The organism is Pseudomonas cichorii (assembly GCF_019719005.1).
Classification (GTDB): Bacteria; Pseudomonadota; Gammaproteobacteria; order Pseudomonadales; family Pseudomonadaceae; genus Aquipseudomonas; species Aquipseudomonas cichorii_E.
This window is the reverse complement of sequence record NZ_JAIGPJ010000010.1, coordinates 88476-112341: the sequence shown is the minus strand read 5'-3', so window position 1 is coordinate 112341 and position 23866 is coordinate 88476. Positions and strand designations below refer to the sequence as shown.

At 59.1% G+C, this 23866-nt stretch carries 21 protein-coding genes; 16 read left to right on the top strand and 5 right to left on the bottom strand.

Going from position 1 to position 23866, the window contains the following annotated elements; genetic code table 11:
- The first annotated feature begins 47 nt into the window (after positions 1–47).
- Positions 48–674, top strand: a complete 627-nt coding sequence (locus K5D32_RS10410) for a hypothetical protein (protein ID WP_221575375.1) — start codon at positions 48–50, stop codon at positions 672–674.
- A gap of 36 nt (positions 675–710) precedes the next feature.
- On the opposite strand, the gene K5D32_RS10405 is transcribed toward K5D32_RS10410, so the two are convergent.
- Positions 711–2633 carry a methyl-accepting chemotaxis protein gene (locus K5D32_RS10405; protein ID WP_221575374.1) on the bottom strand — a complete coding sequence of 641 codons (1923 nt, stop codon included), beginning with the start codon at positions 2631–2633 and terminating at the stop codon, positions 711–713.
- A 251-nt stretch (positions 2634–2884) separates the two neighbouring features.
- Positions 2885–4774, bottom strand: coding sequence for a methyl-accepting chemotaxis protein (locus tag K5D32_RS10400; protein WP_409372865.1), 1890 nt, complete (start codon positions 4772–4774; stop codon positions 2885–2887).
- 413 nt (positions 4775–5187) lie between these two features.
- On the opposite strand from K5D32_RS10400, the gene K5D32_RS10395 reads away from it, so the two are divergent.
- A complete protein-coding gene (locus K5D32_RS10395) occupies positions 5188–7038 on the top strand; it encodes a methyl-accepting chemotaxis protein (protein ID WP_221600175.1) in 1851 nt (616 codons plus the stop codon).
- Positions 7039–7131: 93 nt separating this feature from the next.
- Here the strand turns inward: K5D32_RS10395 and K5D32_RS10390 are convergent, their stop codons facing one another.
- Complete coding sequence (locus K5D32_RS10390; protein WP_025257883.1) at positions 7132–7494, bottom strand: DUF4870 domain-containing protein; 363 nt, start codon at positions 7492–7494, stop codon at positions 7132–7134.
- Between the two features lie 25 nt (positions 7495–7519).
- Positions 7520–8242 carry a ribonuclease PH gene (gene rph, locus K5D32_RS10385; RefSeq protein WP_025257882.1) on the bottom strand — a complete coding sequence of 241 codons (723 nt, stop codon included), beginning with the start codon at positions 8240–8242 and terminating at the stop codon, positions 7520–7522.
- Positions 8243–8535: 293 nt separating this feature from the next.
- Here rph and K5D32_RS10380 point away from each other — a divergent pair, with 293 nt between their 5' ends.
- The 7 genes from K5D32_RS10380 (at position 8536) to K5D32_RS10350 (ending at position 14321) form a co-directional block, all read left to right on the top strand.
- On the top strand, positions 8536–9399 hold the full coding sequence (locus tag K5D32_RS10380) for a YicC/YloC family endoribonuclease (protein WP_025257881.1): 864 nt from the start codon (positions 8536–8538) through the stop codon (positions 9397–9399).
- A 13-nt stretch (positions 9400–9412) separates the two neighbouring features.
- Positions 9413–10048 carry a guanylate kinase gene (gene gmk, locus K5D32_RS10375; protein WP_117163836.1) on the top strand — a complete coding sequence of 212 codons (636 nt, stop codon included), beginning with the start codon at positions 9413–9415 and terminating at the stop codon, positions 10046–10048.
- A gap of 147 nt (positions 10049–10195) precedes the next feature.
- On the top strand, positions 10196–10459 hold the full coding sequence (rpoZ, locus tag K5D32_RS10370; protein ID WP_025257879.1) for a DNA-directed RNA polymerase subunit omega: 264 nt from the start codon (positions 10196–10198) through the stop codon (positions 10457–10459).
- A 60-nt stretch (positions 10460–10519) separates the two neighbouring features.
- Positions 10520–12625 (top strand): bifunctional GTP diphosphokinase/guanosine-3',5'-bis pyrophosphate 3'-pyrophosphohydrolase, encoded by a 2106-nt coding sequence (gene spoT, locus K5D32_RS10365; protein WP_025257878.1) that lies wholly within the window; start codon positions 10520–10522, stop codon positions 12623–12625.
- A 24-nt stretch (positions 12626–12649) separates the two neighbouring features.
- A complete protein-coding gene (locus K5D32_RS10360; protein ID WP_025257877.1) occupies positions 12650–13030 on the top strand; it encodes a RidA family protein in 381 nt (126 codons plus the stop codon).
- Positions 13031–13088: 58 nt separating this feature from the next.
- The gene (locus K5D32_RS10355) at positions 13089–13529 is read left to right on the top strand and encodes a RidA family protein (protein WP_221575372.1); all 441 of its coding nucleotides are present in this window, start codon (positions 13089–13091) and stop codon (positions 13527–13529) included.
- A 54-nt stretch (positions 13530–13583) separates the two neighbouring features.
- Positions 13584–14321 (top strand): hypothetical protein, encoded by a 738-nt coding sequence (locus tag K5D32_RS10350; RefSeq protein ID WP_025257876.1) that lies wholly within the window; start codon positions 13584–13586, stop codon positions 14319–14321.
- A 51-nt stretch (positions 14322–14372) separates the two neighbouring features.
- On the opposite strand, the gene K5D32_RS10345 is transcribed toward K5D32_RS10350, so the two are convergent.
- A complete protein-coding gene (locus tag K5D32_RS10345) occupies positions 14373–15221 on the bottom strand; it encodes an SDR family oxidoreductase (protein WP_221592977.1) in 849 nt (282 codons plus the stop codon).
- A 207-nt stretch (positions 15222–15428) separates the two neighbouring features.
- Between K5D32_RS10345 and exbB the strand changes: the two genes are divergently transcribed.
- From exbB to K5D32_RS10310, 7 genes are all read left to right on the top strand, one after another.
- Positions 15429–16385 carry a tonB-system energizer ExbB gene (exbB, locus tag K5D32_RS10340; RefSeq protein ID WP_025257874.1) on the top strand — a complete coding sequence of 319 codons (957 nt, stop codon included), beginning with the start codon at positions 15429–15431 and terminating at the stop codon, positions 16383–16385.
- A gap of 3 nt (positions 16386–16388) precedes the next feature.
- Positions 16389–16814, top strand: coding sequence for a TonB system transport protein ExbD (gene exbD / locus K5D32_RS10335; protein WP_003377967.1), 426 nt, complete (start codon positions 16389–16391; stop codon positions 16812–16814).
- Positions 16811–17560: an energy transducer TonB gene (locus K5D32_RS10330; RefSeq protein WP_025257873.1), complete on the top strand. Its 750-nt coding sequence runs from the start codon at positions 16811–16813 to the stop codon at positions 17558–17560. Before exbD ends, K5D32_RS10330 begins: the two co-directional genes overlap by 4 nt.
- A gap of 92 nt (positions 17561–17652) precedes the next feature.
- Positions 17653–18576 carry a hydrogen peroxide-inducible genes activator gene (locus K5D32_RS10325; RefSeq protein ID WP_221575368.1) on the top strand — a complete coding sequence of 308 codons (924 nt, stop codon included), beginning with the start codon at positions 17653–17655 and terminating at the stop codon, positions 18574–18576.
- Positions 18577–18585: 9 nt separating this feature from the next.
- Positions 18586–20661, top strand: a complete 2076-nt coding sequence (recG, locus tag K5D32_RS10320; RefSeq protein WP_221575367.1) for an ATP-dependent DNA helicase RecG — start codon at positions 18586–18588, stop codon at positions 20659–20661.
- 86 nt (positions 20662–20747) lie between these two features.
- Entirely contained in the window at positions 20748–22145 is a 1398-nt protein-coding gene (locus K5D32_RS10315) for an aminoacyl-tRNA deacylase and HDOD domain-containing protein (protein ID WP_221592976.1), read from the top strand.
- A 314-nt stretch (positions 22146–22459) separates the two neighbouring features.
- A complete protein-coding gene (locus K5D32_RS10310) occupies positions 22460–23767 on the top strand; it encodes a CitMHS family transporter (protein WP_221575365.1) in 1308 nt (435 codons plus the stop codon).
- The last annotated feature ends 99 nt before the right edge of the window (positions 23768–23866 follow it).

Genomic DNA, 23866 nt, shown 5'->3' with positions numbered 1-23866 from the left:
TCTACTTCTCGGCATTTAACTTCCCACTGGCACAGCTGATCACACCCATGAATACACCCGCTGAAATCGACATTTCAGGACTCAGGTGTTACGACAAGATCGTCGATGATGTGACCTATAGCGTTCCACGCGGTATCACTCGTGAAACACGAGGTCGGGTCTGGATCGTTCGCGTCCTGAAAAATAAAAAGATACTGGTCTCGGCACGCTTCACCGATTTGCGGTTTGGCGGAACAAGGCGTGCCCTGGATGCTGCAATCATTCACCTGATCCACAGTGGCCATGCCTGGATGCGGGACGACGTCCTGCAACTGAGCGAAAGTGCCACGGCGCATTGGCGCAAGCGAAGTGGGGCCGGCCTGTGTGCCGTCGCCTATGTTCCGAAAAAGGGGCCGGGCCGTGGCGAAACCTTTTTCCTGTCCACTTACAAACGGGTTGCCAGTGGCCGGGGCATGGGGAAACTTCGCTCCAAGCTGGTCGAAGTGCTGGAAAATGCCTATGAAGTGGAAGCGGGCGTTGCCGTCATACCTTATTCCGTTCAGAAAAAGATTCGTCAGGAAGTCGATCAGTTATTCGAGAGCGAGAAATTCCAGGCCTTTCTCGAAGCCGGAAGACGAAAGGCCGACCAGATAGCCGTCAATCAGTACGTTGAAACCATCAACCGGCTCAACTGAAAAGCCCCGGGACCCGCAAGTCCCGGGCTCTGCCTGTCAGACCCGGAAGCGGCTGACCATCGTCTGCAACTGAACGCCCAGACGCGCCAGCTCGACACTGGAAGCGGCGGTTTCCTCACTGGCGGAAGCCGTCTGCTCGGACACATCGCGCACATTGATGATGCTGCGGGTGATTTCCTCGGCCACGGCATTCTGCTGTTCGGCGGCCGCCGCAATCTGCTGGTTCATGGCCTGGATCGTGGAGACGGTCTGGGTAATGCTACCCAATGATGTGCCCGCCTTGCGGCTGAGCGTGACGCTGTTGGCCGTCAGCTCGCGGCTGTTGAGCATGATGTTCGACACCTGACGAGTACCGTTCTGCAGGCCGGCCACCAGGCTCTCGATTTCCTCGGTGGACTGCTGGGTACGTTGTGCAAGACCGCGTACTTCATCAGCCACTACCGCAAAGCCACGCCCAGCCTCACCGGCCCGCGCCGCCTCAATGGCCGCGTTGAGGGCCAGCAGGTTGGTCTGTTCGGCCACAGCCTTGATCACGTCCATGACCTTGCCGATCTTGTTGCTTTCCTGCTCCAGCTCGCTCATCGCCTCAGCCGAGCGTCCCACTTCCGAAGCCAGGCGTTCGATCTGGGCAATCGCTTCACCCACGACCCGGTCACCGTCGCGGGCTTCGCGGTCGGCACTGGATGCAGCCTGGGAAGCCTGTTCGGCATTTTGCGCAACCTCCTGGACCGTGGCCGACATTTCATTCATGGCCGTGGCCACCTGATCGGTTTCGACCTTTTGGTTGTTGACCCCGGCACTGGTCTGCTCGGTCACTGCCGACAACTGCTCGGCAGCACTGGCAATCTGGGTCACGCCATCACGGATCCCGACAATCAGGTCGCGCAGGGTTGCGCTCATGCGTTGTACGCCCTGTTGCAGAACACCCAGCTCATCGCGGCGCGTCACGGCAATGTTGCGTGACAGATCGCCCGACGCGATACGCTCCACTTCAACCAGCGTGTCCTGCAAGGGACCTGTGATCTGGCGGGTGATAATCAGCGCCGCCAGAATGCCCAGAACCAGAGCCAGCACGGTGCCGCCGATCTGCATGTTGCGGGCATGCTCACTGTCTTCAGCACCACGAACAGCCTGGAGCTGATACAGCGCCTCGCTGACCTTGGCCATCTCCACACCTTGTGCGGTGTTTTCCTTGCGAGCCGTGCTGATCGCCGTATTCGCCGCCTTGAAGTTATCCACAGCCTGGCGATAGCTGACCATTGAGCTTTCCAGTTGCTTGAATTCGTCACCATAGCTGCCATTGAAAGCCGCCCTGAGAGGTTCCATGCCTTGCAGGGCCGTCTCGAGCTGGCGGTAGGCGTTCTTTTCCGTGGTTTCGTTGGGGTTGCCGGTGTAGCCACGCACTTCATAGCGAATCAGGGCCAGGTTTTCCTTGGCTTTCATAATCGCTTGATAACGCCCGAAACGTCGCTCGTCATCCGGCGACATGGCGAGCACGTCGTCGATGATCCTGCCGATGATTTCTGCGCCTTTGACGGCGTGGACACCCATGGTTTTACGTAACGCCGCATCGGAGCGGTAAGCCTCGCGCATCCGGTCATACGACTGCTGGTAGTCGGCGGCAAGTTTGCCCATCTCCTGAAGCTTTTCCTGATTACCCGGATAGGTAAAAAGCCCCAGCAGTGTGTTGTGCTTTTCCTTGAGATGGTTGAGAAGGCCCTGAGCGACATCACCCATCTTTTCATCGCCGTTCTCGGTCACGTATTGCAAACGCCTCAGGCGCAGCTCACTCATGTCGGCGTTGAGCCCCATGATGTCGGCAACACGATCGCTACGCTCGATCAGGCTACCCAGGCCACTCCAGCCCGTCAGCGCCATGAGGCACGTCAAGACGAGCACCGCACCAAAGCCCAGTGCCAGTTTCAATTTCACACTGATGTTCGCAAACCATGTATTCATGACATTCCTTCGATTTCCTGAACGCTCGCACGGGCGCGTTGAACCGCGACCTGTTGTTCAGTAAGTGGGCGGATCGAACCAGTAAATTGATACAGATGATTACATGAATAACAGAAAGGATGGCTACAGGCCATTTATAAGTGCGCAAATTTTCATTCGCACAGGCGGGCGCAAAGGCTTGAGATAGAGAGGCTGGCGCCAGAAAGAACTGAGCCCGGCAAAGGCCGGGCTCAAGAGTGAAGCGGGATGTATCAGACGCGGAAGTGGCTGACCATCATCTGCAACTGGCCACCCAGACGGGCCAGCTCGACGCTGGAAGCAGCGGTTTCTTCACTGGCCGAAGCGGTCTGCTCGGAAACGTCACGCACGTTGATAATGCTGCGGCTGATTTCCTCGGCCACGGCACTTTGCTCTTCGGCGGCGGCAGCAATCTGCTGGTTCATCGCCTGAATGTTGGACACGGTCTGAGTAATGCTGCCCAGCGATGCTCCCGCCTTGCGGCTGAGGGTAACGCTGTTGGCTGTCAGCTCGCGACTGCTGAGCATGATGTTCGACACCTGACGGGTGCCGTTCTGCAGACCGGCCACCAGCGTCTCGATTTCTTCGGTGGACTGCTGGGTACGTTGCGCAAGGCCACGCACCTCGTCGGCCACCACCGCAAAACCACGACCGGCTTCACCCGCACGTGCCGCCTCGATGGCCGCGTTGAGGGCCAGGAGGTTGGTCTGCTCGGCCACGGCCTTGATCACGTCCATGACCTTGCCAATCTTGTCGCTTTCCTGTTCCAGCTCGCTCATGGCGTCAGCCGAACGGCCCACTTCAGTGGCCAGACGCTCAATCTGCGCAATGGCCTCGCCCACCACCTTGTCGCCGTCGCGAGCTTCGCGGTCGGCATTGGAAGCCGCTTGCGAAGCCTGTTCGGCGTTACGGGCAACTTCCTGAACAGTGGCCGACATTTCATGCATGGCAGTAGCCACCTGATCGGTCTCCACTTTCTGGCTGTTGACCCCGGCGCTGGTCTGTTCGGTCACAGCCGACAGTTCTTCGGCAGCACTGGCAATCTGGGCCACACCGTCGCGAATCCCGGTAATCAGTGTGCGCAGGGTCGTGCCCATGCGCTGGATGCCTTGTTGCAGCACGCCCAGCTCGTCTTGGCGGGTCACCACGATGGTCTGCGACAGGTCGCCCGAAGCGATGCGGTCTACAACGGCCATGGTTTCCTGCAGGGGACGGGTGATCTGACGGGTAATAAGCACCGCAGCCAGAATGCCCAGCAACAGCGCCAGCACCGTGCAGCCAATCTGCATGTTGCGAGCCTGTTCACTCTCCATGTCACGACGATCCAGCTGAATCTGATACATGTCTTCGCTGATCTTGACGATGTCCTGGCCTTGTACGGTCATTTCCTTACGGGCCTGAGCGATATCGGCATTGGCCGTCTTGAAGCCCTGAAGCGCGGTGCGATAGTTGCCCAGTGCCGTTTCCAGTTGCTTCAGGACATCGCCGTGTGTGTCGTTGAAAGTGGCTTTGAGCGCAATCAGGCCCTTGATGGCGTCGTCCAGCTGGGCGACGGCTTTCTGTTCGTTTTCAGGTGTGATGTCGGCGGCATAGCCACGGACTTCGTACCGCACCTGCATCATGTCTTCCCTGGTATTGATGACGCTTTCATACTGGCTGAAACGGGTTTCATCAGCAGGATCCAGCTTTTTGACATCCGCCAGGATCTGCTCGATCAGGGCCGCGCCCTTGACAGCATGCACGCCCATTTCCGTACGCATGGCGATGCTGGTCCTGTAGCCATTGCGCATGTTGTTCAGGGATTTCTGATAATCGCTGATCACGGTACCCAGCTTTTCGAGCAGCCTGACGTTTTCAGGGCTCTTGAAGCTCTTGAGCAGTTTTTCCTGATAGTTCTTGAAACCGTCCAGGGAAACCTGAACGGTTTCGGCGACCTTTTCGTCACCGTTGGCCACCATGTATTGCAGGCGCGTCACACGCAGCTTGGTCAGCTGGGAGTTGAGCGAAGTGATGTCGCTCATCCAGTTGCTGCGCGCGATCAGCCCGCTGAGGCTGGTCCAGCCCGTCAAGGCAAGAATGGCAGTAAAAACAAGTACCAGACCGAACCCGAGGGCCAGTTTCATATTTACGCTGATGTTGGCAAACCAGCTATTCATCGACTTTCTCCGGGATCGTCATGTTTTAAATTATGGCCGCTGGTAGGTTGTTTTTTTAGGCCGCAGCAAGGGAAATACGTAATGACGCTATCGGCAGATCACAGCCCGACTGAAATAAAAAGTCGATAAAAGTTGAAAAATATTCGCCAGGCTTTCACGGAGCTTTCATTCGCTCAAGACCACGGTTATAAAGGCATCCAGAGTATGGCACTCGTCATACGCTGTCATAAAAAAGACGTCAAAAATCTGCGTATAATGGATCCAAAAAAGCCACCACTAGCATGTGGGTATATAGTACTTTAGACATAGCGAATAGAACGCCTCTATAAAAACAAACTACCCGAACATCCAACCTATTGTTTCTGCCGAGATTTATAGTAATGAGCTTGAAGTTCCGTCATAAAATTCTGTTAGCAGCATCGGGTGTCGTGGTATTGGCATTCGCATTATTCACGCTTTATAACGATTACCTGCAACGCACGACTATTCGTCAGAATCTCGAGACGTCGGTAGGACAGGCCGGGGAATTGACCGCCAGCAGTGTTCAGAACTGGCTGAGCGGACGCATTCTTGTTCTGGAAAACCTCGCTCAGGACGTTGCCTTCCAGGGTGTGGGGACAGACCTGAGTGGTCTGGTGTCCCAGTCCTCGCTGGTCTCCACTTTCCAGTTCACGTACGTCGGTGACAGCAAGGGCGCGTTTACCCAGCGTCCAAATGTCGAAATGCCAGCCGGCTACGACCCACGTCAACGGCCCTGGTACAAATCAACCATCGACGCCGGCAAGAGCATCCTGAGCGCGCCGTACCTCGCCTCGGTAGGCGGCCTGGTGGTGACTATCGCCAGCCCGATCAAGTCAGGCGGTCAGGTTTCCGGCGTGGCCGGTGGCGACCTGAGCCTCGATACGCTGGTCAAGATCATCAACTCCGTTGAGTTCGGCGGTATCGGCTACGCCTTCCTGGTGAGCGGCGACGGTCAGGTTATCGTCAGCCCGGACAAGGATCAGGTCCTCAAGAACCTCAAGGACATTTATCCAGGCCAGACCCTGACCCTGGACAAGCGCCTGCGTGAAGTGACCCTCAATGGGCAAGAGCGCATCCTGTCCTTCACCCCGATCACCGGCCTGCCGTCGGCCGACTGGTATATCGGCTTGAGCATCGACAGAAACAAGGCCTACGCCCCCCTGAGCCAGTTCCGCAGTTCTGCGCTGGTCGCCGTGCTGATTGCCGTGGCCGTGATTGCCTTGCTGCTGAGTCTGCTGATCAGCGCGTTGATGCGTCCACTGACCGACATGGGTCGTGCAATGGAAGATATCGCCCAAGGTGAAGGCGACCTGACCCGTCGCCTGAACATTCAGGGCCAGGATGAATTCGCCCAGCTTGGCGGCGCCTTCAACCAGTTTGTCGAGCGCGTCCATGCCTCGATTGCCGAAGTGTCGTCGGCAACGGTTCAGGTACACGACCTGTCGCGACGTGTGGTGGAATCCTCCAACGCCTCGATCACAGGCTTCGACGAACAAAGCGCCCGCACCAACAGCGTTGCCGCCGCGATCAACGAACTGGGTGCTGCCACCCAGGAAATTGCCCGTAACGCCTCCGACGCCTCTATCCAGGCCAGCGAAGCCCGTGAGCAGGCCGAAGACGGCCGCATCGTGGTAGAAAAAACCATAAGCTCCATGAGCGAGCTGTCGAGCAAGATCAGCGACTCCTGCTCCAGGATCGAAACCCTCAATGCCAGCACCGACAACATCGGGCACATTCTGGACGTCATCAAAGGCATCTCGCAGCAGACCAACCTGCTGGCGCTCAACGCGGCCATCGAGGCAGCACGTGCCGGCGATGCGGGCCGCGGCTTTGCCGTGGTAGCCGATGAGGTGCGCAACCTGGCCCATCGCACCCAGGTGTCTGCCGATGAAATCCACAAAATGATCGGCGAGCTGCAAAGCGGTTCGCAGCAGGCGGTCGTGAACATGAACGAGAGCCAGACCTCCAGCCAGGACAGCGTGGAAGTGGCGAATCAGGCAGGCAACCGTCTGCGCGACGTTACCCGGCGCATTGGCGAAATCGACGGCATGAACCAGTCAGTCGCTGCGGCCACTGAAGAGCAGACCGCCGTGGTGGAAACCTTGAACGTGGATATCAACCAGATCAACAGCCTCAATCAACAGGGCGTTGCCAACCTCAATGAAACCCTCAAGGACTGTGCGGCGCTGTCGCAACAGGCAGGACGTTAGAACCAAGTGGAAGAAAGCTCCAAGATCTGATAAAGCCCGCACCGCCACCCGCTTCCTCCGCAGGAAGCGGCTGACGGATTTCGTGCAGGATCGTTACTTCAGCGCACGCCAGGTGAACGGATAGCGATAGTCCCGACCGTCATTGGCCTTGATCCCCGCAATGACCGTCAACACCATCGCACCGATACAGACCAGTGCCAGCAGCGGAATCCCGATGACCACCACGAACAGCAGCATGCTGACAATGGAGGCAATCGAAACCGTGATCTGGAAGTTCAGCGCTTCCTTGCCCTGAGAATCCAGGAACGAATCGGCGTCCTTCTTGAGCTGCCAGATAATCAACGGCCCGAGCAGATTGCCGAACGGGAAGATCAACCCGAAGAAAGCCGACAGATGACAGAACATCGCCCACTGACGCACTTCACGAGCAGGTTTGGAAAACTGGCTGTCACTCATTTGCGGCTCCTTGTTACTGCAAGATTCAGTCGGCCAGTGCGGCACGCTGCAATTCAAACAACTCTGTCATGCCTTTCTGGGCGAGCGCCAGCATTGCGTTCAACTCTTCTGGCTGGAATGGCGCGCCTTCGGCAGTACCCTGAACCTCAATGAAACCACCGGCACTGGTCATGACCACGTTGAGGTCAGTCTCGGCAGCGGAATCTTCCAGGTAATCCAGGTCGAGCACTGGCTCACCTTGATACATGCCAACGGAAACGGCAGCAATCATCTGCTTGAGCGGATCACCGCCCTTGAGGCCGCCGCGCTTCTTGATCACTTTCAGGGCATCGGCCAAGGCAACCATGGAGCCGGTGATGGAGGCAGTGCGCGTACCGCCATCGGCCTGGATCACGTCACAGTCGACGTAGAGGGTCACGTCGCCCAGCTTGGACATATCCAGAGCAGCACGCAGCGAACGACCGATCAGACGCTGGATTTCCAGAGTGCGGCCGCCTTGTTTGCCACGGCTGGCTTCACGCTGGTTACGCTCACCGGTTGCACGCGGCAGCATGCCGTACTCGGCAGTCAGCCAACCCTGGCCCTGACCTTTCAGAAAGCGTGGTACGCCATTTTCGACGCTGACCGTGCAGATCACCTTGGTGTCACCGAACTCCACCAGCACAGAACCTTCGGCGTGCTTCGTGTAATTGCGGGTGATGCGGACCTGACGGAGCTGATCGGCAGAGCGACCACTTGGACGTTTCATCTGGAATACCTGTACTGGGACGGAAAACTGCCGAGCATTATAGAGGTCACAACCAAGGCTGGGCACATCTAAAAGTCGCAATACCGATACCGAATGGTTCAAAGGCTCTGGAACCGGGTTCTCCAGCGCGAAGCGACGAAAAGGATAATGCCTTGCAATGCTTGTCACACTCGCGGATTGGGAGCCTGCGCCGCACTGCGCTACAATCCTGCGCCTTTGCAACCTGTCGGCTTACACGACTTCCATGACTGCAGCGCGGCCGCGTTCATGGACCGAATACAAGAGGTACTTCCATGGTGCACAGCATGACGGCCTTTGCCCGCGTCGAACAGGCAGGCACTCAGGGCACATTGAGTTGGGAACTACGCTCGGTCAATCATCGCTACCTCGAGCCTCACCTGCGTCTGCCGGAATCCTTCCGGGACCTGGAGGGCGCGATCCGCGAAGCGCTGCGCCAGGGCCTGTCCCGTGGCAAAGTCGAGTGTACCCTGCGCTTCGTCGAGGAAACCGCCGGCAAACCGCTGCAGGTGGATCGCGAGCGTGCAAAGCAATTGATTGCCGCCGCTGAAGCCGTCGCGGGCCTGATCAAGCAGCCCGCCGCCCTGAATCCTCTGGAAGTCCTGGCCTGGCCCGGCGTGCTCGTGGCCGATGCCACGGACCCGCAGGCCCTCAACAGCGCAGCCCTTGAGCTGTTCAACGAAGCCCTGACGGAACTGAAGAACGGTCGCGGTCGCGAAGGCGCGGACCTGGCCAGACTGCTCGATGAGCGCCTGACGTCCATCACTCAGGAAGTCGCCACCCTGCGCACGCTGGTGCCACAGATGCTGGCCACACAGCGGCAGAAAATCACGGACCGCTTTGCCGACATGAAGGCCGAGCTGGACCCTCAGCGCCTGGAACAGGAAATGGTTCTGCTGGCGCAGAAAAGCGATGTCGCGGAAGAGCTCGATCGCCTGAGCACACACGTCACGGAAGTGCGTCGCGTGCTCAAGACCGGCGGACAGGCAGGCCGTCGCCTGGACTTCCTGATGCAGGAGCTCAACCGCGAAGCCAATACACTAGGCTCCAAGGCCTTCGACCCACGCAGTACCCAAGCCGCCGTCAACCTCAAGGTTTTGATCGAGCAGATGCGTGAACAAGTGCAGAACATTGAGTAAGGCTGAACCTGACATGACCCACAGTACCGGTACCCTGTACATCGTTTCCGCCCCGTCCGGCGCAGGCAAGACCAGCCTGGTCAAGGCACTGATCGACGACTCGGAAAAAAACTCCGGGCAACAGATCCGCGTTTCGGTGTCCCACACCACCCGCGCCATGCGCCCCGGTGAAGTCGATGGCGTGAACTACCACTTCGTCGATCGCGCCGAATTCCAGCGCATGATCGAACACGGTGACTTCCTTGAGCAGGCAGAAGTTTTCGGCAACCTCTACGGTACGTCGCAAAGCCATCTGCAGCAGACTCTGGACGAAGGCCACGACCTGATTCTGGAAATCGACTGGCAGGGCGCCCAGCAGGTTCGCAAGCAGATGCCCCATGCGCGTTCTATCTTCATCCTGCCGCCAACCCAGCAGGCCTTGCGCCAGCGCCTGACCAACCGAGGCCAGGACAGCGACGAGATCATCGACGCCCGCATGCGCGAAGCCGTCAGTGAAATGAGCCATTACAAGGAATATGAGTCCATCGTGATCAACGATGACTTCGCCCATGCACTGGAAGACCTGAAAGCGATTTTCCGTGCAAACCGGCTCAGCCTGCAGCATCAGGAAGAGAAATACAGTCAGTTATTCAATGAGTTACTGGCCTGAACCGACCTTGCGGGCATGCACTGACGCCTGCCCGCAACATTCACTCTTAGGTGTGCCGCTTGAAGCTTGTGGCTAACCGCTTGTAAACTACCGAGTCCGCTCGCCCATCCGGGCACCGCGCATACGCATTTGCTACGAGGAATACCCATGGCCCGCGTGACTGTTGAAGACTGCCTGGAACACGTCGATAACCGCTTCGAGCTGGTCATGCTCGCTACCAAGCGTTCGCGTCAGCTCGCTACTGGCGGCAAGGAACCCAAGCTGGCTTGGGAAAACGACAAGCCTACCGTCGTTGCCCTGCGTGAAATCGCAGCTGGCCTGATGGATTACGCTGTCATCGCAGAAGCCGAAATCGTTGAAGATGAACCATTGTTCGCAGCGTTCGAGGACGAGTCCAGCGAGGCCGTCTAAGCCTATGCCGGGGCGATGTGGTTCGACGCAGTGTAAAAGCCACGTGCAAGGAGTAACGCCTTGCCGAGCATAGACGCACTCGCCGACCGCCTTTCGGCCTATCTTGGCAAGGACCAGGTCAATCTGGTCCGCCGAGCGTATTACTACGCCGAACAAGCCCACGACGGCCAGCGCCGTCGCAGTGGCGAAGCCTATGTAACGCACCCGCTTGCGGTCGCAAGCATTCTCGCCGACATGCACATGGACCATCAGAGCCTGATGGCTGCGATGCTGCATGACGTGATCGAAGACACCGGTATCGCCAAGGAAGCACTCAGCCTCCAGTTTGGCGAAACCGTTGCCGAACTCGTCGACGGGGTCAGCAAGCTGACCCAGATGAACTTCGAGACCAAGGCCGAAGCCCAGGCTGAAAACTTCCAGAAAATGGCCATGGCCATGGCACGCGACATTCGCGTGATCCTGGTCAAGCTCGCCGATCGCCTGCACAACATGCGCACGCTGGAAGTCCTGTCCGGCGAGAAGCGTCGCCGCATTGCCAAGGAAACCCTCGAAATCTACGCGCCCATCGCCAACCGGCTGGGCATGCATAGCGTTCGCATCGAATTCGAGGACCTGGGTTTCAAGGCCATGTACCCCATGCGTTCTTCGCGCATCCATCAGGCGGTCAAGCGCGCCCGTGGCAATCGCAAGGAACTGGTCAACAAGATCGAAGAGTCCCTGAGCCATTGCCTGGCCGTGGACGGAATCGAAGGCGAAGTCAGCGGACGGCAGAAACACCTCTATGGCATCTACAAGAAGATGCGCGGCAAGCGTCGCGCCTTCAACGAGATCATGGATGTCTACGCCTTCCGCATCATCGTCGACAAGGTCGACACCTGCTATCGCGTGCTGGGCGCTGTACATAATCTGTACAAGCCGCTGCCCGGTCGCTTCAAGGATTACATCGCGATCCCCAAGGCCAACGGCTATCAGTCGTTGCACACCACGCTGTTCGGCATGCATGGCGTGCCCATCGAAATCCAGATCCGTACCCGCGAAATGGAAGAGATGGCCAACAACGGGATTGCCGCGCACTGGCTGTACAAATCCACCGACGACGAGCAGCCAAAGGGCACCCACGCCCGCGCCCGTCAGTGGGTCAAGGGTGTGCTGGAGATGCAGCAACGCGCTGGCAACTCTCTGGAATTCATCGAAAGCGTGAAGATCGACCTGTTCCCGGACGAAGTCTACGTCTTCACGCCAAAAGGCCGGATCATGGAGCTGCCCAAAGGCTCCACGGCAGTGGACTTCGCCTATGCGGTCCACACCGATGTCGGCAATAGCTGCATCGCCTGCCGGATCAACCGTCGGCTGGCGCCGCTTTCCGAACCGCTGCAAAGCGGCTCGACCGTCGAAATCGTCAGCGCACCGGGCGCACGCCCGAATCCGGCCTGGCTGAACTTCGTGGTCACCGGCAAGGCCCGCACCCATATTCGCCATGCGCTGAAACTGCAACGCCGCTCCGAGTCCATCAGCCTGGGCGAACGCCTGCTGAACAAGGTACTCAACGGCTTCGAGAGCACTCTGGACAAGATCGCTCCCGAGCGCATCCAGCTGGCGCTGAACGAATACCGCGTCGAAGTGCTGGAAGACCTGCTCGAAGACATCGGCCTGGGCAATCGCATGGCTTATGTGGTCGCCCGCCGCCTGCTGGGCGAAGGTGAACAGTTGCCAAGCCCTGAAGGCCCGCTGGCGATTCGCGGCACCGAAGGCCTGGTTCTCAGTTACGCCAAGTGCTGCACACCGATCCCCGGCGACCCGATTGTCGGCCACCTGTCCGCAGGCAAGGGCATGGTCGTGCACCTGGACAACTGCCGCAATATCAGCGAAATCCGCCACAACGCGGAAAAATGCATCCAGCTGTCCTGGGCCAAGGATGTCACTGGCGAGTTCAATGTCGAGCTGCGCGTGGAGCTGGAACACCAGCGCGGCCTGATTGCCCTGCTGGCCAGCAGCGTCAACGCCGCCGACGGCAACATCGAAAAGATCAGCATGGACGAACGCGATGGCCGCATCAGCGTTGTCCAGCTGGTCGTCAGCGTTCACGACCGCGTGCATCTGGCCCGCGTGATCAAGAAACTGCGCGCCCTGGCAGGAGTGACACGCATCACCCGCATGCGCGCCTAGCCACCCCATCATCAGGAGTTCTTCATGACCAAGACTGTCATCACCAGCGACAAGGCCCCTGCAGCCATCGGCCCTTACTCCCAGGCAATCAAGGCTGGCAATACCGTCTACATGTCCGGGCAAATCCCTCTGGACCCCAAAAGCATGGAACTGGTCGAAGGCATCGAAGCCCAGATCGTTCAGGTCTTCGAGAACCTCAAGTCTGTCGCTGAAGCAGCCGGTGGCTCCTTCAAGGACATCGTCAAGCTGAACATCTTCCTGACCGACCTGGGCAACTTCGCCAAGGTCAACGAGATCATGGGCAAATACTTCGAGCAGCCTTATCCGGCCCGCGCCGCCATTGGCGTTGCCGCACTGCCACGTGGCGCCCAGGTAGAAATGGACGCGATTCTCGTCATCGAATAAATCATCCCGGCGGAGCGCCAGCCGCTCCGCTCCACGCAAAGAAAGAAAGGACTCTACTATGCGCTCCGTACTCGCCATCTCCCTGCTAGCCGCCCTCCTGACTGGCTGCGCCAGTCAGGCCGATCGAACCATCATCACCAGCGACAAGGCACCTCCAGCCATCGGCCCTTACTCCCAGGCAGTCAAGACTGGCAATACCGTCTACATGTCCGGGCAACTCCCTATGGACCCCAAGAGCCTGGAGCTGGTTGAAGGCATCGAAGCCCAGACCGTTCAGGTCTTCGAGAACCTCAAGTCTGTCGCTGAAGCAGCCGGTGGCTCTTTCAAGGACACCGTCAAGCTGAGCATCTTCCTGACCGACCTGAACAACTTCGCCAAGGTCAATGAGATCATGGGCAAATACTTCGAACAGCCTTATCCGGCACGCGTCACCATTGGCGTTGCCTCACTGCCACGTGGCGCCCAGATAGAAATAGACGCGATTCTCGTCATCAAATAAACAATCCCGGCGGAGCGTCAGCCGCTCCGCCCCCTGTAAAGGAAGGACTTCGCTATGCGCTCCGCGCTCGCCATCTCACTGCTGGCCGCCCTCCTGACTGGCTGCGCCAGCCATGCCGACCGCAACCCCGACGGTACCTGGATCAACCAGAGCGCCATCGACGCTGCCGTAAAAGGCGGCAACCTGCGCGAAGCCCTGCTTGCCAACGGTCCGAACCTGGAATGGCAGGTCAACACCCAGGCCAATCAGGCCATCTATTCCAACGGTTTCGAGCTGGGCGAAGGCAAGATCTCCAGCGCAGCCGACGGCAAGCTGAACGTCAATTTCTACGGCAGCTTCTCCGAAAACCTGAGCATCAAGGGCGACCACCTTGTTCAGGCCGCCAGTGAATCCGGCCCGGAACAGCATTTCGAGAAGCCGAAAAACCCGGCTCCGGAAGGCGCTCCATCAGGCAGCAGCTTTGAAAGAGCCCTTTACGGCGCCTACATGGGCGGCAAGTGGACCATCGTCAGCGGCGACGGTCAGGGCAGCGTCGTGCAGTTCATGCCGGACGGCAGCGTGCAGGGCCTCCCGGAAAACGATCGTTACGCCCTGTGCCTGGCGGGCGATTGTGCAGCCATGAGCGGCGAATACGACAGCATGTGGCTGGAAAAGAACGAGCAGGGCAGCCCGTGGATATTTGCCCGCAAAGGCAAGCAACTGGAAATCTTCCAGGCCCTCAACGCGGCTGGCGCAGGCGAGATGCCTCAACTGCGTCCAGGCGAGCGTCGCTGGCTGCTTGAGCAGCAGTGATGCACCCGTGAAGAAAGGCCCGGCCATCTCAAGGACCGGGCCTGCTTCGCACTACCCAAGCAACGCCGCATACCCCGCACGATAATCCGCATACTCCGGCACCCAACCCAGCGCCCGCGCCCTGGCATTGCTGCATCGCTTGCTGCCTACCCGCTGCACACTCACATCTTCGGACCATTCGGTCACGCCCAGGTATTCGCGGATCCAGGCCACCACATCGCCAAGCGCCGCCGGGTCGTCATCGACACCCAGGTAGCAATCCTCCAGCGCCACACCCTTTGCATCGGCTTCAAGCAGAAAAGCCAGCAACCCCGCCGCATCGTCGGCATGAATACGGTTGGCATAGACCGGCGGATCGACACGTACGCTATGGCCCTGACGCACGCGATTGGAGAGGTCGTTGCGACCAGGTCCGTAAATCCCCGTCAGGCGCACCACCGTAGCGGGCCAACCGCTGCCGAGGGCAACCTGTTCGGCCTCCAGCATCACCGTGCCGGTATAGCCTGACGGCTCGGTTGCCGAGGTTTCATCGACCCACTCACCCTGTTGCTGCCCGTAAACACCGCTACTGGAGACAAAGAACACCCGCTTGGGTTGCTGACCGTGCTGCTTCATCCAGTTCAAGACATGGGACAGACCTTCGACGTAGGCACGTCGATAACCGTATTCGTCCCTTTGCGTGGGCGTGGCGCAATACACCAGATAATCGATGGACTCTGTCGGCCAGTCCTGTGGCTCCAGCCAGTCGAACAAGTCGCCTTTCACCGGAATCACGCCTTCGGGCAACTGTGACGTATCACGTCGCAAGCCATGGATCCGCCACTTGAGAGGCAGCAATCGGGTGGCAAGACGACAACCTATATCGCCACAACCAGCGATCAGAAGAGAAGGAGCTGACACCTTGTACCTCCACATAACGGCGGATAAATCCGAAAAATAATCAGGAATAAGGGCGCCTGATGTTATTTATTGAAAAAAAGATACATTATTACTTCTGCTAACAAGAACGATTTGCAATAATACCCGTCCATTTGTCCCCGCACTTTCGTCGAGCCGCTAGAACGACGTCCCGGGACAATCATTATTTCCATTTCAGGTCAGGCCAGCATGACACGTATTCAATCACCCGCTTCGCCAACCAAGCTACCTCGCCTGCCACGTGCATGGCGTGGTGTGGCTGCCCTTGTGTTGAGCCTGATGCTCGCACCTGTCGCTCTCGCTGACCAATCGGCCCCGGCCACTCCGGCACCACAAGCGGCTGCCGCAGCTCCAGCCACCGCACCTGCTGCCCAGCCTGAAGCCGTTGCGCCTGCCGACACTCTGGAACCTGTCGCCGAAGAAGCCGGCCTGGGCATGGCTCACGACCTGTCGCCATGGGGCATGTACCAGAACGCCGATATCGTCGTAAAAGCAGTGATGATCGGCCTGGTCATCGCTTCGATCATCACCTGGACCATCTGGATCGCCAAAGGCTTCGAGCTGCTGGGTGCCAAGCGTCGTCTACGGGTTGAAATCGCCGGCCTGAAAAAGGCCCGCTCCCTGAGCGACGCCAGCCAGAGCGCCAACAAGGAGGGCACGCTGGCTCACTTGCTGGTCCATGACGCACTGGAAGAAATGCGCCTTTCGGCCAACAGCCGCGAGCGCGAAGGTATCAAGGAGCGTGTCAGTTTCCGCCTGGAACGTCTGGTCGCTGCCTGTGGCCGCAACATGAGCAACGGCACCGGCATGCTCGCCACCATCGGTTCGACCGCACCCTTCGTCGGTCTGTTCGGCACCGTGTGGGGCATCATGAACAGCTTTATCGGCATCGCCAAGACCCAGACCACCAACCTGGCCGTGGTTGCACCCGGCATCGCCGAAGCCCTGCTGGCAACCGCACTGGGTCTGGTTGCCGCGATTCCTGCGGTCGTGATCTACAACGTCTTCGCCCGCTCCATCGCTGGCTACAAGGCTCAGGTTTCCGACGCATCCGCTCAGGTTCTGCTGCTGGTCAGCCGCGACCTGGACCACCTGCCGGAAGCCGACCGCAACCAACAGCAACCGCACATGGTAAAGGTGGGCTAAGACGTGGGCCTGCATCTTAACGAAGGCGGCGACGATCTCGCCGAGAACCATGAAATCAACGTGACGCCGTTCATCGACGTCATGCTGGTGCTGCTGATCATCTTCATGGTCGCGGCACCTCTGGCGACCGTGGACATCAAGGTCGATCTGCCAGCGTCCACCGCAACACCGCAACCTCGGCCCGAAAAGCCGATCTTCCTCAGCGTCAAGACTGACAAGAGCCTGTACCTGGGCGAAGAGAAAGTCGCTCGCGAGCAGATTGGCCAGGTACTGGATGCCAGGACCAAGGGCAAGAAAGACACCACCATCTTCTTCCAGGCCGACAAGGGCGTGGATTACGGCGATCTGATGGAAGTCATGAACACCCTGCGCGGTGCCGGCTACCTGAAAGTCGGTTTGGTTGGCCTTGAGACGGTTGGTAAAAAATGATCAGTACGCGCCAAACACTGACGCGCTATAGCGGTAGTCTGTTGTTGGTGCTGGCTGTGCATGCCATCGCGGTGATCGTCGCACTCCGCTGGCCGGCATCGCAGGCCATCGAGCTGCCGCCGGCCGCCATGATGGTCGAACTGGCACCTTTGCCCGAACTCGCACCGCCACCACCGCCGCAGGTCGTTCAGCCGCCGCAACCACCCGCACCGGAAGAAGAAGTCCCGTTGCCGGATCTGGTCGAGGCGCCAAAGCCGGAAATCGCAGTTCCCAAGAAAGTGGAAAAGCCCAAGCCAAAACCGCAGCCGCCAAAGCCGCAGAAGAAGCCTGAGCCTCCACAGGAGAAACCTGCTGCCGAAAAACCGGTGGACACCCCGCCGACAACGGCACCGCCCGAGAAATCGGCTGCACCACAGGCACCGCCCAGCCCGCCGTCTCCACCCAGCACGGCACTGCCAAGCTGGCAGAGCGACCTGCTACGGCACCTGAGCAAGTACAAGAAGTATCCCGAAGATGCCCGCCGTCGCGGCATGCAAGGGGTAGCCCGTCTGCGCTTCGTGGTCGATGCGGAAGGTAATGTCCTGTCCTACTCGATTGCCAGCACTTCAGGCAGTCCGGCACTGGACCGAGCCACCATGGAGATGATCCGTCGTGCTCAACCTTTGCCAAAACCGCCAGCGGAAACCCTGAACAACGGCACGATCGAGATCCTGGCACCTTTCGTTTATTCCCTGGATAAACGCTGAATAACACTTTTGTTACTCATGAGTGCTTCTGATAACGTGCGTCTATCGATTGCACCCGCTATGCTGGGTCCGCAACTTCATGGACGCACGTTATGACCCTTACAGAATTGCGCTATATCGTCACGCTTGCTCAAGAGCAGCATTTCGGCCACGCCGCCGAACGCTGCCACGTCAGCCAGCCCACACTCTCGGTGGGCGTTAAAAAGCTCGAAGATGAACTGGGTGTGCTGATTTTCGAGCGCAGCAAAAGTGCTGTACGTCTGACGCCTGTCGGTGAAGGCATCGTTGCCCAGGCCCAGAAGGTGCTGGAGCAGGCACAAGGCATCCGCGAGCTGGCCCAGGCGGGCAAGAACCAGCTGACGGCGCCGCTGAAAGTCGGCGCCATCTACACCGTCGGCCCGTATCTGTTTCCGCATCTGATTCCACAACTGCACCGGGTCGCCCCGCAGATGCCGTTGTACATCGAAGAGAACTTCACTCACGTGCTGCGCGACAAGCTGCGCAACGGTGAGCTGGACGCGGTCATCATCGCCTTGCCTTTCAACGAAGCCGATGTGCTGACCCTGCCACTCTACGACGAGCCCTTCTCGGTTCTGATGCCGGCCAACCATCCATGGACCGAGAAAGAGTCCATCGATGCCTCGGCATTGAACGACAAAAGCCTGTTGCTGCTGGGCGAAGGTCACTGCTTCCGGGATCAGGTCCTGGAAGCCTGCCCGACGCTGACCAAAGGCGGCGAAGGCGCCCGGCATACGACCGTGGAATCCAGTTCGCTGGAAACCATTCGCCATATGGTCGCCTCAGGACTGGGTATCTCGATCCTGCCGCTGTCGGCAGTGGACAGTCACCATTACGCTCCTGGCGTCATCGAAGTTCGCCCGCTGACGGCTCCCGTACCTTTCCGTACGGTCGCCATCGCGTGGCGCGCCAGTTTCCCAAGGCCCAAGGCAATCGAGATTCTTGCTGACTCCGTACGCCTGTGTTCAGTGGCTCGTCCAAAAACAGAAGCAAGCTAGGCAAAGAAAATGAGCGAGCTTTCCAAAGTCTCGGTCACGGCGCTCAAGGGCGTCGGCGAGGCCATGGCTGAAAAGCTGGCAAAGGTGGGCCTGGAAAACCTGCAGGATGTGCTGTTTCACCTGCCGCTGCGTTATCAGGACCGGACCCGCATCGTCCCTATCGGCGCGTTGCGTCCTGGCCAGGATGCGGTGATCGAAGGTGTGGTCAGCGGCGCCGATGTGGTCATGGGCAAGCGCCGCAGCCTGCTGGTGCGACTGGGTGACGGCACAGGCGTTGTCAGCCTGCGCTTTTACCACTTCAGCAACGCCCAGAAGGAAAGCATGAAGCGCGGGACTCACCTGCGCTGCTTTGGCGAAGCCAGACCCGGCGCTTCGGGCCTGGAAATCTACCACCCCGAATACCGGGCGCTGACCGGCGACGAACCCGCGCCTGTCGAGCAGACCCTCACACCGATCTATCCGACCACCGAAGGCCTGACCCAGCAACGCCTGCGTCAGCTCTGCCAGCAAAGCCTGGCGATGCTCGGCCCCAGAAGCCTGCCGGACTGGCTGCCCGAAGAGCTGGCCCGTGACTACCAGCTGGCTCCGCTGGACGATGCGATTCGCTATCTGCACCATCCGCCCGCCGATGCCGACATCGAAGAGCTCGCTCTGGGCCACCATTGGGCGCAACACCGCCTGGCGTTTGAAGAGTTGCTGACCCATCAGCTTTCCCAGCAACGCTTGCGTGAAAGCCTGCGTGCGCAACACGCCCCGGCTTTACCGCTGGCGAAAAAGCTGCCGAAACAGTTTCTGGCTAACCTCGGCTTCCCGCCCACTGGCGCGCAGCAGCGTGTGGGCAAGGAAGTCGCCTACGACCTCAGCCAGCCGGAGCCCATGCTGCGCCTGATTCAGGGCGATGTGGGCGCGGGCAAGACCGTCGTCGCTGCACTGGCAGCACTCCAGGCACTGGAAGCCGGTTATCAGGTTGCCTTGATGGCACCCACCGAAATCCTCGCCGAGCAGCACTACATCAACTTCCAGCGCTGGCTTGAACCGCTGGGCGTGGGCGTAGCCTGGCTGGCGGGCAAGCTCAAGGGCAAGGCACGGGCCACGTCACTGGAACAGATCGCCAGCGGCACACCCATGGTGGTGGGTACTCATGCACTGTTCCAGGATGAAGTGCAGTTCAAGAATCTGGCGCTGGTCATCATCGACGAACAGCACCGCTTCGGCGTCCAGCAACGTCTGGCCCTGCGCAAGAAAGGCGTGGGCGGCATGATGTGTCCACATCAGTTGATCATGACCGCGACCCCCATTCCGCGAACCCTGGCCATGAGCGCCTACGCCGACCTGGATACCTCGATCCTCGATGAACTGCCGCCTGGGCGAACACCGGTCAATACCGTGCTGGTAGCCGACAGCCGTCGCATCGAAGTCATCGAGCGAGTGCGCGCTGCCTGTGCAGAAGGTCGCCAGGCCTATTGGGTCTGCACCCTGATCGAAGAATCCGAGGAACTGACCTGCAAGGCCGCCGAGACTTCGTTCGAAGAACTGAGCAGTGCCCTGGGCGAGTTGCGGGTCGGGCTGATTCACGGGCGCATGAAGCCTGCGGAAAAGGCCGCCATCATGGCCGAATTCAAACAGGGCGCCCTGCAATTGCTGGTGGCGACCACGGTCATCGAAGTCGGCGTCGATGTGCCCAACGCCAGCCTGATGATCATCGAAAACCCCGAGCGCCTCGGGCTTGCCCAGTTGCACCAGTTGCGCGGGCGTGTCGGACGCGGCAGTGCCGTCAGCCATTGCGTGCTGCTCTACCATCCGCCGCTTTCACAAGTCGGCCGTCAACGCCTGGGCATCATGCGTGAAACCAATGACGGGTTCGTCATCGCCGAAAAGGATCTGGAACTGCGTGGTCCGGGTGAAATGCTGGGAACCCGACAAACGGGCCTCCTGCAGTTCAAGGTGGCTGATCTAATGCGTGATGCCGATTTGCTACCTGCCGTGCGAGATGCAGCCCACGCGCTTTTGGAGCGCTGGCCACAGCATGTCAGCCCCTTGCTTGAGCGCTGGTTGAGACACGGTCAACAATACGGTCAGGTGTGATGCAGGCAACGCTTTGGGAAGCGCATGCGGCCCAAAACAAATAAGCTGGTTATACTGCCGACATTGTAGGAAAACGGACAAAGACCATGACAGAAGTTGCCCACGTCGATGACTCTCACCAAGCCCCGTCGGTAATCCGGCAACTGCTTGAAAAACTGGCCATCTCCTATAACGAAGTCGTGGATGACGCGAGCCTGCCGGCATCGCGTAAAGTCCAGGCCGTGCTGGTCGAAGACGCTGTTGGCGCGCTGCTGATCCTGTTCCCGCAGAGCCAGTTGCTGGACCTCAACCGGATCACCGAGTTGACCGGTCGCCAGTTGGCAGCCGTTCCCCATGATCGCCTTCTGCGCATGCTCGCCAAGCACAACCTGCATGCCCTGCCGGGCTTGCCAGCCCTGACCAGTTCTCCGTGCCTGTATGACGATCGTCTGCTGCAGGAACCTGCGTTACTGATTGGCTCCGGCGAGCCAGGCGTTCTGCTGGAAATCAACAGCGAAGACTTCAGGGGCATGCTGAGCAAGGCCAGTGCAGCGCATTTTGGCGAACTGCTGAGCGGCATTCATCCAAACCTCGATCGTCCCGATGACGACCGCGAAGAAATCACCCAGGCCATGCATGCCTTCACGGCACGACGCATCCAGCAACGCCTGGAAGCAACGCTGGAAATCCCACCGTTGGCCGGTACTGCGCAGAAGATCATCAAGCTGCGTGTCGACCCTGACGCAACCATCGATGACATTACCGGCGTGGTTGAAACCGATCCTGCGCTGGCCGCTCAGGTCGTGAGCTGGGCCGCTTCGCCCTACTACGCCTCGACAGGCAAGATTCGCTCGGTCGAAGACGCCATCGTCCGCGTACTGGGTTTCGATCTGGTCATCAACCTGGCGCTGGGTCTGGCACTGGGCAAGACCCTGAGCCTGCCCAAGGATCATCCACAGCAGACAACGCCTTACTGGCAACAGTCGATCTACACCGCTGCGGTCATTGAGGGCCTGACCCGTGCCATTCCGCGCGCCAAACGCCCGGAAGGCGGCCTGACCTATCTGGCCGGCCTGCTGCACAACTTCGGCTACCTGCTGCTGGCACACGTGTTCCCGCCGCATTTCTCGCTGATCTGCCGTCAACTGGAGGTCAACCCGCATCTGCATCACAGCTATGTCGAGCATCACTTGCTGGGCATCAGCCGCGAACAGATCGGTGCCTGGCTGATGCGTTACTGGGACATGCCGGACGAACTGTCCACTGCGCTGCGCTTCCAGCATGACCCGCACTACGCGGGCAAGCATTGCGAATACGCCAACCTGATCTTTCTGGCGGTCCGCCTGCTGAGCGCCAACGGCGTCGGTTCAGGCCCTCAGCAGGAAATCCCGGACGAGTTGTTCGAGCGCCTGGGCCTGAGTCGTGAAAAAGCCAACGAATCTGTCAGAAAGGTTCTGGAAGCCGAAGTCATGTTGCGTGAGCTGGCGTCTCAGTTCTCCCAGTAATCGGCTTTTTCGCGAATGAATTCGCTCCCACATCCCGTCTGTGAGAACGAATTTATTCGCGAATCCCTTTCACCATTGAAAGGTAAGTGAAAGCTTCTGCAATTAGGATCAGCTCACCACCGGCAAAAGACCGGCTAGCCAGGAAACGTGCTCAACACAGTTTTCGGCCCAATTAACAACAATAAATGGTGATTGCGATGCTTGTTCCTACCCCGATTCACACCCTCCTTGCGTCTCCCCTCCACGTATTGCCTCTGCTGAGCTGACTCGTTCGTTTCACCGTTCTGTAGCCGTATTACGTCTGGAGTATTCCTATGTTGACTTTCCTTGGCTTCGCCATGGTTATTGCGTTCATGTACCTGATCATGAGCAAGCGCATGACCGCGCTCATTGCCCTGATTATCGTACCGATCATTTTTGCCCTGTTCGGCGGCTTCGGCCCGCAGATCGGCCCGATGATGCTGGCTGGCATCACCAAGCTGGCGCCAACCGGCGTCATGCTGATGTTCGCAATTCTCTACTTCGCCCTGATGATCGACTCGGGCCTGTTCGACCCGGCCGTGCGCAAGATCCTGAAAATGGTGAAAGGCGACCCGATGCGCATTTCGGTCGGCACTGCCGTACTGGCGCTGGTGGTTTCCCTGGACGGTGACGGTGCAACGACTTACATGATCTGCGTTGCCGCCATGCTGCCGCTCTACAGCCGTGTCGGCATGAGCCCGCGCATCATGGCAGGCCTGATCATTCTGGCTGGCGGTGTGATGAACATGACGCCATGGGGCGGCCCGACCGCTCGCGCAGCCAGCGCCCTGCATGTGGATGCCTCGGATATTTTCGTACCGATGATCCCTGCCATGTTCGCCGGTGTGATCGCGATCCTGGTCATTGCCTACTTCTACGGCAAACGTGAGCGCGCCCGTCTGGGTGAACTGCACCTGCAAGGCGATGAAATCGATCACAGCGAAATCAGCGTTTCGCAGTTCCCGGATGCCCGTCGTCCGAAGATGATCTGGTTCAACGGTGCCCTGACTCTGGCGCTGATGGTTGCCCTGATGATGAGCCTGCTGCCTCTGCCAGTACTGTTCATGATCGCGTTCAGTATCGCGATGATCATCAACTACCCGAAACTCCAGGACCAGAAAGACCGTGTTGCGGCACACGCCGGTAGCGTTCTGTCGGTTGTCGGCCTGATCTTCGCCGCTGGTATCTTCACCGGCATCCTGACCGGCACCGGCATGGTCGACGCCATGTCCAAAAGCCTGCTGGCTGTGATCCCGCCAGCGATGGGGCCTTACCTGGCCGTCATCACTGCACTGGCGAGCATGCCGTTTACCTTCTTCATGTCCAACGATGCGTTCTACTTCGGTGTACTGCCGGTACTCTCCGAAGCAGCAGCTCACTACGGCATCACGCCGGTAGAAATGGCTCGCGCCTCGATTGTCGGCCAGCCGGTGCACCTGCTCAGCCCGCTGGTTCCGTCGACCTATCTGCTGGTAGCACTGGCCGGTATCGACTTCGGTGATCACCAGCGCTTCACCCTGAAATGGGCGATTCTGGTCTGTATCTGCATCCTGATCGCAGCACTGCTGCTGGGTATTTTCCCTCTGTACAGCAGCGTTTAACCCGCCGTATCGCCTCGCCGCCAGCGTCACCGCCGGCGGCGCTGCGCTTTCATAACCTCCCCCCCCTCCCTCCATCTGCCTCCTTCCCCCGCCAAGCTG